Source organism: Microbacterium horticulturae, from assembly GCF_029094505.1.
Taxonomy (GTDB): domain Bacteria; phylum Actinomycetota; class Actinomycetes; order Actinomycetales; family Microbacteriaceae; genus Microbacterium; species Microbacterium horticulturae.
This window is the reverse complement of the sequence record NZ_CP119108.1, coordinates 1,250,755-1,264,471: the sequence shown is the minus strand read 5'-3', so window position 1 is coordinate 1,264,471 and position 13,717 is coordinate 1,250,755. Positions and strand designations below refer to the sequence as shown.

11 protein-coding genes are annotated in these 13,717 nt (G+C 59.2%); 3 read left to right on the top strand and 8 right to left on the bottom strand.

The annotated features are described in order from the left end of the window. Positions 1 to 406: 406 nt before the first annotated feature. The 4 genes from PU630_RS05910 to PU630_RS05895 form a co-directional block, all read right to left on the bottom strand. Positions 407 to 886 carry a TIR domain-containing protein gene (locus tag PU630_RS05910; protein ID WP_275279403.1) on the bottom strand — a complete coding sequence of 160 codons (480 nt, stop codon included), beginning with the start codon at positions 884 to 886 and terminating at the stop codon, positions 407 to 409. Positions 887 to 1,051: 165 nt separating this feature from the next. Next, entirely contained in the window at positions 1,052 to 3,061 is a 2,010-nt protein-coding gene (locus PU630_RS05905) for a tetratricopeptide repeat-containing protein (protein ID WP_275279402.1), read from the bottom strand. After that, complete coding sequence (locus PU630_RS05900; RefSeq protein ID WP_275279401.1) at positions 3,051 to 3,512, bottom strand: TIR domain-containing protein; 462 nt, start codon at positions 3,510 to 3,512, stop codon at positions 3,051 to 3,053. The genes PU630_RS05905 and PU630_RS05900 overlap by 11 nt, the downstream gene beginning before the upstream one ends. Further along, a complete protein-coding gene (locus PU630_RS05895) occupies positions 3,509 to 4,315 on the bottom strand; it encodes a rubredoxin-like domain-containing protein (protein ID WP_275279400.1) in 807 nt (268 codons plus the stop codon). The genes PU630_RS05900 and PU630_RS05895 overlap by 4 nt, the downstream gene beginning before the upstream one ends. Before the next feature lie 68 nt (positions 4,316 to 4,383). Here PU630_RS05895 and PU630_RS05890 point away from each other — a divergent pair, with 68 nt between their 5' ends. Both PU630_RS05890 and PU630_RS05885 read left to right on the top strand, forming a co-directional pair. Next, positions 4,384 to 5,007 carry a dTMP kinase gene (locus tag PU630_RS05890; protein WP_275279399.1) on the top strand — a complete coding sequence of 208 codons (624 nt, stop codon included), beginning with the start codon at positions 4,384 to 4,386 and terminating at the stop codon, positions 5,005 to 5,007. 8 nt (positions 5,008 to 5,015) lie between these two features. Beyond that, entirely contained in the window at positions 5,016 to 6,008 is a 993-nt protein-coding gene (locus PU630_RS05885; protein WP_275279398.1) for a thymidylate synthase, read from the top strand. On the opposite strand, the gene PU630_RS05880 is transcribed toward PU630_RS05885, so the two are convergent. Further along, positions 5,889 to 6,992, bottom strand: a complete 1,104-nt coding sequence (locus PU630_RS05880) for a nucleotide kinase domain-containing protein (protein WP_275279397.1) — start codon at positions 6,990 to 6,992, stop codon at positions 5,889 to 5,891. The genes PU630_RS05885 and PU630_RS05880 overlap by 120 nt on opposite strands. 163 nt (positions 6,993 to 7,155) lie before the next feature. Next, entirely contained in the window at positions 7,156 to 7,503 is a 348-nt protein-coding gene (locus PU630_RS05875; protein WP_275279396.1) for a sulfate permease, read from the bottom strand. A gap of 187 nt (positions 7,504 to 7,690) precedes the next feature. Between PU630_RS05875 and PU630_RS05870 the strand changes: the two genes are divergently transcribed. Further along, entirely contained in the window at positions 7,691 to 8,698 is a 1,008-nt protein-coding gene (locus PU630_RS05870) for a DNA-processing protein DprA (protein WP_275279395.1), read from the top strand. Between the two features lie 65 nt (positions 8,699 to 8,763). Here PU630_RS05870 and mobF read toward each other — a convergent pair whose 3' ends face one another. Continuing rightward, positions 8,764 to 12,309 (bottom strand): MobF family relaxase, encoded by a 3,546-nt coding sequence (gene mobF, locus PU630_RS05865; RefSeq protein WP_487345451.1) that lies wholly within the window; start codon positions 12,307 to 12,309, stop codon positions 8,764 to 8,766. A gap of 135 nt (positions 12,310 to 12,444) precedes the next feature. Then, on the bottom strand, positions 12,445 to 13,713 hold the full coding sequence (locus PU630_RS05860) for a hypothetical protein (protein WP_275279392.1): 1,269 nt from the start codon (positions 13,711 to 13,713) through the stop codon (positions 12,445 to 12,447). Between the last annotated feature and the right edge of the window lie 4 nt (positions 13,714 to 13,717).

The window sequence follows — 13,717 nt, the reverse complement described above, 5'->3', positions numbered from 1 at the left end:
CGAGTCAAGGGGTTCAGCGGCTATAATCTTGGGTACAAGACCGGCGCGAACGCCGATCTCACGACCTCTTGAAAATACCTTCTGATCGGGTATTTACTCTTCCGTCGGGATGACAGGATTTGAACCTGCGACCCCCTGACCCCCAGGCGTCCTAACTTCTCGATCTGGCATTGATCACGCATGATTCTGCGGCTCAGGTCATGCAGAGCACGTCACGAGATGCATGGTTTCCATGGGTGTGGTCCCCTTTTGGTCCCCTTACGAGGCCACACAATGATCTAGTCTGCTGACTTCGGATATCTCATGACGCCTGTCCCGAACACTGCTCGGGACGATCTGCCTTGACCAAGAGATACGCAGAGATACGCAGTTTGAATGACGATATGGGTCGCAGACACGCTTACACTCACCCCGGCTCGCATGTTGAGTTTCGTTCACGCAGCGCGCCGCCCAAGTTGAGCAGACCAAGGCGCGACGTTCGCCCCTCGAAGGCCTCCTGAATCCAGCTTCGCAGAGTGTTTTGGCTCCCGGGAGCAACGTAATAGTTGGCATACCCTTTCTCGTCTCCCTTGCCCAGATTGAGCGAGAGTCGCTCGGGAAGTTTGGGCCGAGATCCAGAAACGGACGGGAGTTGCACCGCCAGCAGGCCATTCGGAGTCGGGTCGGAGCGCAAACTCGTGTAAAGCTCCCAATCCACAAACTTGCGGGCCCAGGTGCACTCACCAACCGCCAAAAGCGTAACGGTGGAGTCCTTTAGGAACTTAGACCTTATCGTCTGACGAATATACGCGACATTCGTCGAGTCGATGATGTCAGATCCGTCCTCTTCCATGCCTATCGCCCGCGGTATGAACACGTCTGTGTTTGCGGCGATGAAATCCACCACCTCCACAGCGTCCGCGGCATGGTAGCTAACAAAAACCTTATGTCGAACCGGAGACGAGGCTGTCTTTCGGGCGCCTTCAGCTACGTCCTGATACTGCCGAGTTATTGCGGCCAGTTCCCGGATGGCATTCTGCGTGCGGGTGCTATACAAGACCATCGGATTCCCCTATCGAGCCTGATCTACGACTAGTTTTAGACGTTCAATTACGTCCGCCGGATCGCCATATTTGACCAAAAAACCTAGCTGATACTTGGTGGATCGAATCTGATCCGCGTTGCCGTGCCGGGCTGCCTCTGCATATTGTTCGGCCGCTTCGTCCACAGACAAGCTTTGGACGAGACGCTCGTGAAGGGTTAGTTCCGCACGTGTCGCGAGAGCCCAGTAGTCACTGGGATCATCCGCTATCGCGAGCCTGTTGAGGAACCGGGATACAGCCAGGACCTCATCGAACTCCTCTCGGAAAGATGAGTCGCGTTCTCGATCACTGAGTCGAATCGCCATTAGGAGATTTACTCCCGTGTAGTAGCTTGGATCGGCTTCAAAACCTGCCTTGTACTTTTCTGCCATCTCGCGGAAAAGACTCGTGGATACAGCCGGATCTCCATTGCCAAGCTGGAGCTCTAACTCGCGCTTAATAAGCCCTCCCCAACTACCGTAAGTCTCCGAATCGACGTATCCGGCAGCGTCGGCCTCCTCAAGGTGCCTACGTGCCTTTCGCCAAAGTTCTATCCTGATCGCGGGGTCCTGCGCATCCTCGCCAAGGCGCCGATAAACCATAATGCTCTTCTGGAGCCAGATCCTATGCAATGCATCATCGACACTCGGTTGTGCGAGGTCTAGGAGGACTCGAGCATCTTCATACGCTTCTTCTGCGTGCAACCCCAAAGCCAGTTCAATTCTCAGGCTCCGCCGTAGGCCCTCGTTCACGTTCGAAGTGGAGCTCACCCACTCCGCCGCAGCTTTCATCTCGGCCGCATCAGAAGACTTGATCGCTACCGCTATTCTGTCGCGCGCGTTGTTCTCTGCGATGAGCGCCTCTGCTACTTCTGCGAGCTGCGAGAACGGCCGTTTCACGGAGGCCAGATCGAACCAACTGTGTGCTGGACTGTCGACTTCAACCTCGCGAATCACCCGCCGAAGAACAGGTTGAAGTCCTCGAATGGCCTCCTCAGCCTGCAGATCTGACACTTTCTGTCCGCGCTCGAACGAATGAACACGGATCATGTTGATGTCAAAGGGAGGAGCGTATCGCGATTGTCCCTCAATTTGCGGGTTCACAAGGACAGTCGCCCGATCAGCGAATACGTGCCTTACCCCGAGTTCGTAAGCAACATTGAAGTTCGTAGCGGTGAGGTCTACCAGCACGACATCAGAATTCGCTAGGGCTGCGAGCATCCCGGAGTGGATAATCCCGCTGTCGGTCTCCAAGTCTGCTCTGCTCCAGCTGATGTCGGCGTCCTCCAGCAAAGGGCGATAAATCCTATGGAAGGCTGGATCGCAGTCCACATACTTTCCCGAACGCACATCCTTCTTCCGCCCGTACGGCATGACAATGAATGCCGACGTGCTCTCGTGAAAAGGAGCCAGGTCTAGCGTTAAATGACCTCTTTCTTCAGCTCGGAGCACAAGATCATCAGTCACCGTTGGCGCGCCTTCTGCGGGAGCCGGTCTGATTGTGAGCACCCACACACGCTCGTCCGTGTCTTCAGCCAACGTCCGTGCGTCATCGAGCATCGTGAGATTGTGTTCGTTGAAGGCCGCCGCGGTCTCCTCCACGGGTTGCGCACCTTCAACTAGTTCAACAGCTTTGTCGGCAACGATCCTGTCGAAATGTGAGGTCCAGGGCTCACCGCGTAACTCGACGCTAGTTCTTCTAAAGTCCTCTTTTGCGAACGGAAGCAGCACGCGCAAGGGGATCCCTTCTGAGAGCGCGGCGCGGGCAAAAAGAATATCTGCTCCCGAGGCGAGAGCACCGACCAGGAGACTCGGCTGAAGGGATTGGAGAAGGCCTTTGATTCTCGCCAAAAGGGCATCCTCAGCATCGGCTGGGAGCCGGGGAACCTCACGTTCGGGCTCGTCGGCCTGTACTCCCGCGTAAACAATGATCACTTTGCCGTCCCGACTGTCGATCGGCCCGCGATGCGAACCTGTTTTCGTACCAAGTTCATCGCCCACATGTCGTCGGCGTATTCATCGGCATGCTCTTGCCTCTGGAAGTCGCAGCGATGGCTCGCTCGATGGCGTCGTCGAACTGATCTACGTCTGAGGGTTCGTACCAGTTGAGAATCTCTGCGCCATACTCCGTTAGCCCGTCAGGGATAGGAGCATCGGGGTCGATCCGAATTCCAATAACGCCTTTCCCTTGTTCTTGGCTCCATTGGACTTCTTTCTCAACCCAGTCGCTCTGAGCCGTCTTCTTCCCGATGAGCACGATCATTGCCGATGAGCCTGTGATCTTTTCCCTGATCTTTCGGCTTATGTAGTCAGGGTCTTGGCTCTTAACAGGGTCGAGGAGGTGTCGACCGGTGAAGTCCACGTTGACATCCTTGTTGTACGTCATCAGATTGAGGCCTCGCGCCTTCATCTGATCATCGTGCTGGTAGCTGATGAAAACTCGACGAGTCATGCAACCTCCTCTTCTGGAGCGAGAGTGGCCATTTGCTTACAGAGGGGGCACTTCTTCAGCAGGGCGCCGCTCTTGATGAGGTATCCACACACCCGACAACGCCATTTGCGGCTCTTGGAGCTGTTTGGAACCTTGGAGAGTTCAGCGTCAGTCTGGTAATAATCGTCGGCATCGTCCCAAGTGAACCCGCCTTCTCTCGCCCATGACGGGTAGGCGTAGCCCGATCTTGCTCGGGCGAAGCTTTCGATTCGGGTCACCTCGCCGAGATACTCCTTCGTACGGTCGGGACGCTCGTCGCAGAGAGACCGAAGTGAAGCGACTGCCAACGCATCGATTGGCTTCATCGTGCGAAACGGCGCCGAGCAGAGTGTGGCCAGCGGTTCAGGCAGGTCGGTCGCAAGGATCGGGTCGATGAAGCGCACCGTATCGGCAGCGAGCGCGTAATCTCGGTTGACCGCTCCTTGAGTACCTTCGGTGTACCAGCCCAAGTGGTAATAGCCTGAAATGACTCGGCCCTGGTGTTTCTTACGTGTAGTGAGGAAAAACACAGTCGCTGCACCATCGTGGACAATTCGATTCCGCATCCCCGGCTCACATGTTGAGAACAGGCCGTATGTGCCAGTTTCGATGTTCGGGTCGCTCTTGTTGTCCGCAGGTCGTGTGATCTCACGAATCGGCCAGCGTGCAAGGGGCTCCGAGAAGTAGACCGACAGATAACCGCAGCCAACGTCATTGAGTTCACGCCACGGCTCGCCAGGGCGACGCGCCGCTGTGCCTCCCATGTCGATCCCATCATCTCGCATACCTTGATGCTAGGGGTGACCTCTGACACCACCTTGGAGCCACGCTGGGCAGAGCGAAGGAGTTGGCGATGTCTGCTGCTAGCATCATCATCCATCCCGGTGCCGTCATCGTCTTCGAGGGTCTCGACCAGACGGGAAAGTCGACACAGCTAAAGCGTCTTCAAGCCGCAGTGCCTGCGAACTCAACTGTGTTTGCCCACATGCCAAGGGGCTTCACCCCTTTCACCAAGCAGCTTTACACGGCGTTGGAGGGCGAGGCTGATACTGAGAGGCCTCGGTCGGGGCTCGCTCAACAACTTGCTCATCTTGCTTGTCATGCAGAGTCAATCTGCCACCTAGTAGAAGCGGCCAGGACGCAGTCCTTGATCCTCGACCGATGGTGGTGGTCAACCATTGCGTACGGATGGTACGGCGGATCAGTCGAGCAATCGGGGTTATCCGAATCGAGTTTTCGAGACCTCGTCCATACAATCTGGCACCCGATCGTCCCATCCATTGTGTTTGTTTTCCTAGAACCCCATTACGTCGACGACAACAACACGCATGGTGTGAAAGCGGGCTACCGAGCGCTTGTCGACGAGCATCCCGACCTCGCGGTCATCGTGCCGAGCGCTGGCGAGGACGCAACCTATGCGTTGATTGCTGATGCTCTACTCGCCCACGGGCTCGCGTCGATAGCAGTGGGTGCGTGAGACCTGCCATGACCGTGTACAGGGATGTTCAGACCGCCTTCATTGAGGAGCTGAGATGCGTCCTCGAATCCGGTGAAAACGTCGAAGTCCGTGGCAATTCAACACGCGAGTTACGGGCACGACTCATCGAGATCTCCGATATTCGCTCCCGTCAGGTCATCGCCACGAATCGCCACAACAATATCTTTGCGTCAATTGCGGAGAGCATGTGGGTGATCTGCGGACGAAACGACATGGAGTATCTCGGAGCGTATCTGAAGCGCGCCTCAGAATTCTCAGACGATGGAACTACGTGGAGAGCTGGCTACGGCCCGCGGATCCGGAATTGGAACGGCATCGATCAGCTTTCGGAAGTCGTAAGAATTCTTCGTGCTGATCCTCTATCGCGGCGTGCGGTCATCAGCATCTACGATCCCGATCGCGATTTTGTTGAAAGCCTCGACGTTCCGTGTAACAACTGGCTACACTTCCTGCTTCGGGATGGGAAGCTCCATCTCCATGTTGCGGCGCGCAGCACGGACATCTGGTGGGGATTTTCCGGGATCAACGCCTTCGAATGGACGCTGTTGCTAGAGATGATGTCTCGCTGGCTGGATTATGAGCCCGGACGCTTGGTGTTCTTCAGCTCCTCGATGCATCTGTACGAGCGACACTTCGACAGAGCTGAGAGCGTCGTGAACGCGAATCACGAAACAGTAGACCGACGCCCTGGTGGAGTCCGCGCCTTCTTCGATACGGAATGGAAGGAATCGGCCGGGGAGTTGCAGGAGTGGATGCGGTTGGAGAACAGATTGCGGTCAGGCGAACGCTTAGTCGATCTCGAACCGTCGCTTACTGATCCCCTCCTGCTCGCCTTTATTCGAATGATCGAGCTTTTTTGGTCAGCCCAGAACGGGGTGGAGCGCAGTGTGCTCAATCAGCTGGTCCAAGGAGTCGGGGACCATGATCTTGAGGCCGCTGCTGTCGAGTTTCTGGGACGCTCGCGCCACGGAGCTCATTGAGACGCGTTCATTGATACCCCATTTGGGCGGGAAAAATGGAAGCCTTGGGTTTCCCTGAGGAAGGAATTGCTGCTTGATGCGACTGCGGTTCCCGACTCCTCGTACGTCGGGGTGCATGACTCTTGCGTACTTGTCTGTTTCGCAGAAGAGATTCTGGCAGTCGATGAGGGTCAATGCACGACCAAACAGATCAGGGAACGCGATTCCGTTCTGCTCGAACTGATCCGCTTGAGTGTCGACCATCCAACGTATGACATCTTCTGCCGAGGCCTCGCCTAAGCCTGGGAAGCACTTCTTGATTCCACTGCGGGCGCCAGGCCCAGGAACTACAAAGTCGTTCTCATCGAAGTCGATGACGGTCGTGTAGTTGAAATCGATCGCAAGCTGGTACGACAAGAATGGGCCCAAGGAGGGGAATGACGAAACGGTTTCAAAGACCTCACGTAGCGATGTCGCCGCCGCTATCCGATCCGCGACCCCGGCGTGCAACATGTGATCGATGAGCAGCAAGTGATTGCGGTGTTTCCTGACTGCTCCAAACGGCGGCGGCGGGATGATATAGGCCGCTGAGTAGATCCGTTCGCCTTCTGAAAGTAGACGGTCCAGGACGCTATCGAAGGCATCGACGTCAAACGAATCAACCGATATCTCGCCAAACTGCGATTCCAACGCCGCCCATGTCGATGGTTTGTTGAAGAATCTGAACAACATGACACGAAACACGAGGTTCTCCGCATCCTGAGGCCCCTCGTATGCGACACGAATCAGGTCCTGCGAGACGCGGTCAGCTGCACGGTAGGCATTTGTGAAGCGGAATCGTGAGATAACCGGGTCATCCGTCCAGGGTCCAGGATCGCCAAGCAGCCGCGCGTGATAGACATTCTGCCGCTCAGCAGCGAAACGCCAATACGACGCCAGAACGTCTGAAGCTTCGACGGTATGGCGTCCGACCTTAACTCGCCGCATCCGAACCTCCTGTTTCACAGACTGATTTTAGAGTGTCATGAAGCAACCTGCCCGGCTCGTAGACGCGCCAGCAATACGCTAGGCAGCCCCGAGATCCCCTAACGGCCGCTGTTCTGCGCCATCAGCAATCACCGGATGCATGTGTCGGTGGTTGCCATCCTCTTGGTGCGTCCGTCGCCCTTCACGCCCATTGTGCACTGGTTGTGCGTGGCTGACGTCGCCTGTTCCGGCGCTCCGCATTCCGCACCCTAAGAAGGATCACGGCTGAGACCGGCCCGATCACGATGAACTTGAGCGCGTTCCAGATGCAGACAAGTGCCACGACGTAGAGCCAACGGGACGCTCCCCCGTCGATGAGCGCCGTGCAGACGCTCGTGGCGAGAAGGTACGGGATGGCGAGGAGCATCGCGGGCACGCCCCACTTGAGCCCGCGGCGGGTGCGAATCGCATCGAGCAGGATATTGGTCGGCATGTACCTGCGCATGACGTTGCGGAGGTGGATGCTGATAAACCAGATGATTCGAAGCATGACAACGGTCCTCTCATGGTTCGGCAACGTTGAACCTTGGAGGACTGCCCCGGGGCCGTCATGCCATCGCGCGGGCGATGGCGAACATTGAGTGTGTCGCCTGGTTCCAAGGGTACGCCGAACCCACGACGTAGGAAAGGGCGGTGCTGGGCACCTGCACGGTGATGACTGGCTGTGAAGGAGCCCGATGATGACTTCCCTCTCTTCCCTCGGACACGACGAGCGGAGCGCGCGTACCGTTCTCTCGCTCGTGGCCGCACCGAATGATCCGTCGACCGGTCGTCTCCTTGGCCAAGTCGGTGCCGTAGAGCTGCTCCGCCTCGCTGATGCTGACGGCGCAGTGCCCGGCCTCGACCAAATCGCAGCGGCCGTATGGCGCGAACGCTTGCACACTGTGAGCAGCGCCGACACCTTGGCCACACAGATGACAACCTTCGAGCGGCAAGGCCTCCAGGTCCTGATTCCGGGTGAGAAGGATTGGCCAGTTGCCCTCAACGATCTTGGATCACGCACACCATATGCGCTGTGGACGCGTGGCGAGACTGCGTTGCTGGCCAAGCCTCTCGCCGACCGCATCACGCTGACCGGTGCGCGCGCCTCCACGGCGTATGGGGACCACATGGCGATTGAACTCGCCAGTGACCTCGCGCTCAGCGGCCGTGTCGTCGTCGCAGGCGGTGCTTACGGTATCGAAGCAGTCGCACACCAGTCGGCACTGGCGTCCGGTGGAAGAACGATTGCAGTCCTCGCGGGTGGGGTCGATCGCGCGTACCCTGCTGGACACGCGGATCTGTTTGCGCGTATTGAGCAACAAGGTCTCCTCGTTTCTGAGGTTGCACCGGGTGTCGCACCAACACGGCAGCGCTTTCTCGATCGTGGCCGGATTATGGCCGCGCTCTCCTCGACGACGGTGATCGTTGAGGCGGGGGCGCGGTCGGGATCGCTGCGTGTCGCCGACGAAGCAGTGGAGCTTGGTCGCTCAGTCGGTGCGGTGCCTGGCCCCGTGACGAGTGCCGCCAGCTATGGCTCCAACATCCTTATTCAAGACAGACGCGCCCGTTTGCTCACAGGTTCCGAAGACGTTCTTCGACTCGCCGACGAGGACAAGAGCAACGACCCCAACATGGAGCTGTCACGAGCATTTCGCATCGCTGCAGCGTGTGATCGTCGCACACCCGATTCACGCGGCCTGTAATCGCTCATCCTCTTCAGCGCAGTTGACCGGAGAAAAGCGCGTGCACCGGCGCGACCGGGCAGCGGTCAGAGCACCCGCCCCTCCGAAGTCCGCTCAGACGGCTCACGATGGGACTGCGCAACCTTGGCCGCGGCGTTCAAACGGCGGATCTCGGTGAACGCTGCTTCTGCCCTCGCATGATCGATTCGCTGCGCCGTGGCCTCGGGTCGGCCCCCAAGCGGGCTCGGCGTCGTGACGGCGTATCGGTCGCGATACGCGGCGATCGTCCGCGCCGCCAACTGCCACCTTTCACGCCCCGATGCAGCAGCGGGAGCTTCACCGAGTGACGCGATCCATTGCGCATCATCAGCGATTGCTTTGCCGAGCACTGCGTCGGCTCGCTGCGTGATGAGGTCACGACGTTCATCGAGCGCCTGACGCATGTCATCAGCGACCGACCCCATCGCTTCGGGCACGAGCCCTGCAATGAGCCTGGCCGCTATCCGTGAACGCCCCGATCCCACGGGCCGAGCAGTGGCCGCAATCAGCCGGTGACGGATGACCGCAGCGATGTCGTCCGCATCCCCAAAACCGCGTGCCCCGACAAGACGCGGGAGCACGCTGGCCAGGTCATGATGGTTGGCTTCAGCTCGGCGCAGCTCTGCGGTCAGGGGGCCGAACGCATCCGAGCCAATGACCTCATTCACTTCTTCTGTAGTGAGGCCGGATATCCGCACCAGGGCGGCCCACCGGTCGCGTTGCGCTGCCGCGGCGATCGTCTCATATTCTGCGGCGAGCTGCGCGATCGTTCCCCAGGACTCTTGTTCGACGGCGATCGTTTCATGCGCAGAGAGCTCGGCGCCGACGTGTTGGAGGACGCTGATAAGCACGCTGCGGCCGGTGACTTCATCGTTCTGTCCCGGATGCGGGCCATCGTGGGATGGGTCGGGTTTATGCACAGCGACGTAGGCGACGTTGGCATCACGCCCCCGTGTCATAGCCACGTAGAAGGTCTCTCGGGTCATGGTCGAGTCGACGAGCGCGTAGGCAGTGTCGGTGGTGAGGCCTTGCGCCCGGAAGGAGGTGACCGCGTAGCCGAGTTCGACGTGCTCCGCGACGTACTCAGTTGGAAGGAGGACGCTGGATCCCCAGGAACCTCCGGTACGTCGAACCAGCATCGATCCGTCGCGTCGAACATCGACGACGCTCCAGCGGTCGCCGTTGCGCACCCAGCTGCGTCCGGCCAGCAGGCGGCGATCATTGCGGCGAGTGATGACGGTGTCACCGCACGCCGCATGGGTTCCATCGTGCAGCTCTGATTCGCGCGTCCCCCGGACAGTTCCGTCGAGGATGAGATCGGTCCGCGCGCGGTTATTGAGCGCGGTCACGGATTCGTTGGAGTCGGAGACGAGAACCGTTGCGCGCCCCGCGAGGAGGTCGGTGCGCCATGCGGTGTAGGCGGCATCGATCATGCTTTCGGTGTCCCCGTCAACGATGCGATTGTGCTCATCGTAGGTGTCGATGACATCGGTGTGGGCGTGGCGAAGATCGAGAGATGCGCGCTTCTCCCAGTTGTGGGTGAATCGGTGAACGTCGACGAGTTCGGGCACGTCATCGCGGTCGTGCGTGAGCAGCCCGAATGCGCCGCCCGCGTCGACGGCCTGGAGCTGTGCGTAGTCGCCGACGAGTAGCACTTTCGCTCCGACCTCAGCCGCGAGCTGGGTGATTCGGTCGAGCGAGAGCGTTCCCGCTAGCGACGCTTCATCAACGATCACGAGCTGACCCGGCTGGAAGCTCACGCCTGCTTGGAGATGGTTCTGCCACCATTTCGCCGTGTTCTCGGTCGCAATCCCAAGATCCTCAGCAAGTACCTGTGCCGCACTCGACGAAGGCGCAAGTCCAACGACAGCCCCTTTGCCGTGTTCCTTCTCCCACGCCCGTCGCAGCGCATTCATCGCAGTCGTTTTCCCGGCACCAGCCGGGCCGACAAGCAAATCGACGATACGTCCAGACACGGCGATCTCCATCAGTGCGGACGTTTGGTCCTCCCCCAGCACCAACCGCTCACGATCAGGCTTTCGCACGATCCGCTCGACCGTCTCCAACGAGACAGTCGGTCCCGTCGTTGTATGCGCGAGTTGAAGCAGGCGCTCCTCTGCGTCGAGCAGCTCACCCGACGAGAACACCGTGGAGTTCTTCGGCCGGAACACCGACGATTCATCATTCCTCCGAAAAACGGCGGGACTGGATGCTAGATCAGGCGGCGTGAGCCGAATCGACACAGCCTCAGCCGCGTCCACCACCATGCCGATGATCGCTTCGCGATCGCGTGTGTTGGCGAAACGGTACCTCATCGTTTGGCGTGCAGCTTCGGCAGTGAGATTCCAGCGCCGCCAGGTCGAACGTTTTTCTCCGACTGCGGTCACGACGCTCTGACCCAGCCCACGAACTACGTCAAGCGGCACATCATCAGCGCGCAGGAGCAACGGCACCTCATTCGCCGTGACCGAGCATGCCCAATGAGTGGCATCCACCCCAAGGATCTTGCCCGCTCGCCTCCTCCATTGAGTGGTGAGTTCGGCTAGAGAATGGATCTCTTTCTCCGGTCGTGTAGCGAGTGTCGCCTGGGCACGCAGCTTGATAATCGTCGTGCTGGAGGGTTGCCTGCCGTGCTTCTCCACGTACGCAGCGATGAGACGATCCTTCTCCTCGTCGATGTGCCGCGACCGCGACGAGAACTCGGACACAAGTTGTTCAGGGACCTTCGCGATCGCCCATGCCGCATTGCGGTCCCGTCCGCGCTCACGCGTTTCCCACTCAACTCCGAAGAGCCGCGTGAGGTGATCGGCGAACACGGCTTCGTGGATCTCGGAAAGCGCCACTGTCGCAGCGTGCAGGGGCCGCCCGTCCAAGCTTCGCCACTTGTTGTCGAGCACTGTCTGCACCTTGTTGCTGATCACGACGTGCGTGTGCAGATGGGGATCGCCTGAGCGTGAGTCGTAGTGGTCATACGCTGTTGCGATCAACCCACGCACGTCGACCTGTGCAACGGCACCATCCCCAGGGGTTGCACCGGCACGAGTAGCTGCAACCTCACGCTCCATGAACGCAACCACCTCTGCAACCGCCGCATGGTGTGCGTTGACGATGAGAGATTGCGTTCCTGCGTCAGCAACTGCCCACAGCACGGAGGCGGACTTCGGGACGGAGAAGGTGAAGTCATATCCGGCCACGGCTCGTCGCGTGCCACGCTCGGATTCCTCCGCTTCGATCGCCGCGACTGCTCGGGCCCGAGCGGTAGGACCCAGCTCGGGATCGAGCGCGCTGACTCGCTCACCAACCCGCTCAGGTGCCGATTTGTAAGCCGGGTACGCGCGCCCAAGCGGCTCCCCCGTGACAGGATCACGCCCCATGCCAATCAGCAGCTGGAGCTGGGCCTCGGTGACTCCATCGCCGTCGTGGAATTGCCCTCTTCCGAGCCCTGGGAGACCGCTGCCCATCCATCGTCCCGGCGGTGTGCCGTCTGCGTTGTAGTACCTCGTCAACGGGGTCGAAAGGTTGCGTTCGCCGTCACCGGCGGCCACTGTGCGCAGCAGGTACTTGTGGCCGTCGCCCGCCGACATCACCCGCATCGACACCGTCACCGCAGCTCACCTTCTCTCCATCAAGGAGAAGGTGAACGAGCAGGATCGGTAGCTTCAGGAATCACACGGGAGTTGCCGAAACCTCGATCTGCAAGACGCGTGGTGGTGCTGAAGTCAGCGATCTCAGGTGAAGATTTCAATGCCGCGATAGCGAACGCCGTGCCGTGTGCCGAGTCGTTCCGCAGCGCGGCCAATTGCCGGGTCTGGAACGTCCAAGTACTTCAGAATCACGAGAGTCAGCACGATCCAGTTGGCGTCCCGGATACCGCGCAGCAAGACGCCATTTTCCCAGATGTCGCTCGAAACCGCGTGAGCAATGGTATTTCGAGCCTTGAGAAATTGCTTCGTCCATTCTTCAATGGACGCCCGCGCCTGCTGCCAGACTTCGTCATCGACATGTCGGATGAGCTGCACCACTTTCGAACGGAATGTGGTCCTCCCAAGATCGCCCTTGAGCTGTGCCACCGCCTCCTTCTGCGCATGATTCAGGCCCGTCAGCGATTCCAGAGCTTCGAGAATCGGCCTAGATTCGTGGGAACTTAGTCGCGGAGCTTCGTGTTGTTGAAGCTCTGTGGCGACTGACTCAATTGCCGCGGAGCTGAGGATCACGTCTGCGTCGACATATCCAGGCTGGTACCGCAACCCCGCGAGGATCTGGAGGACTGGTTTCCATTCGCTGTATGCCACCCACCAGCGCTCGATCGTGTGTTGAATCCAGTCACCTGCGAATCTCAGCGTGTACTCAACCGGCTTGCGCGTCGGACGCTCAAACGGCGCGTACTTGTCTCGTCCAAAGATGTTCACGGTCTGCCCGGACCTGTCAGTTGCGACTAGCGTGAGTTGTCCGCACGGCAGGTCTGCCGCGAATGTGAGCATCGCCTGAAAGACGGCGAGTTGAGTCTCAAAGTCCTCCAACGGAACCGGCTCCGGCACAACCAACGTGATCGAGTTCTCTCCACTGCGTAGCGTCGCTTCCATTTGCGACGCTCCGCCACTCGCCGGGAACACCAATGGTTGCCCAGGGCTCCGAGCCGCTCCATCCTCGTGGCGGCAGGAAGAGACCGACGCCAGGTGCTCGAATGTCGCCGTCACAGTTGTGTATTGAGCATCATCCAGAGCTGATCCGACCCTGAGTTCATCGACTCGCAACCCTAGGTCACCGTCGATCGCGAAGACTGTTCCACGTATGAGCGTCGGTGTCCCGTCAAGAGATGCTGTGAGGACTCGTATGCCAGGCTGCCCTGTCGCATACGAGAAGCTACTCGGTGATTTGAGGATCCACCGCCCGCCACGTTCGACAACTTTGGCCGTGCCGTCGCGTGCGCCATCACCGATCGATTCAAATACGACCGAGCTCGATGGCCATTGAAAGTTCTCCGAGAAGAGCGCCACAGAT

What these genes read in the sequence shown, in the direction of transcription:
- PU630_RS05890 (WP_275279399.1), top strand. Translation starts at nt 4,384, where the DNA reads ATGTCTGCTGCTAGCATCATCATCCATCCCGGTGCCGTCATCGTCTTC.
- PU630_RS05885 (WP_275279398.1), top strand. Translation starts at nt 5,016, where the DNA reads ATGACCGTGTACAGGGATGTTCAGACCGCCTTCATTGAGGAGCTGAGA.
- PU630_RS05870 (WP_275279395.1), top strand. Translation starts at nt 7,691, where the DNA reads ATGATGACTTCCCTCTCTTCCCTCGGACACGACGAGCGGAGCGCGCGT.
- PU630_RS05875 (WP_275279396.1), bottom strand. Translation starts at nt 7,503, where the DNA reads ATGCTTCGAATCATCTGGTTTATCAGCATCCACCTCCGCAACGTCATG.
- mobF (WP_487345451.1), bottom strand. Translation starts at nt 12,309, where the DNA reads ATGCGGGTGATGTCGGCGGGCGACGGCCACAAGTACCTGCTGCGCACA.
- PU630_RS05900 (WP_275279401.1), bottom strand. Translation starts at nt 3,512, where the DNA reads ATGACTCGTCGAGTTTTCATCAGCTACCAGCACGATGATCAGATGAAG.
- PU630_RS05895 (WP_275279400.1), bottom strand. Translation starts at nt 4,315, where the DNA reads ATGCGAGATGATGGGATCGACATGGGAGGCACAGCGGCGCGTCGCCCT.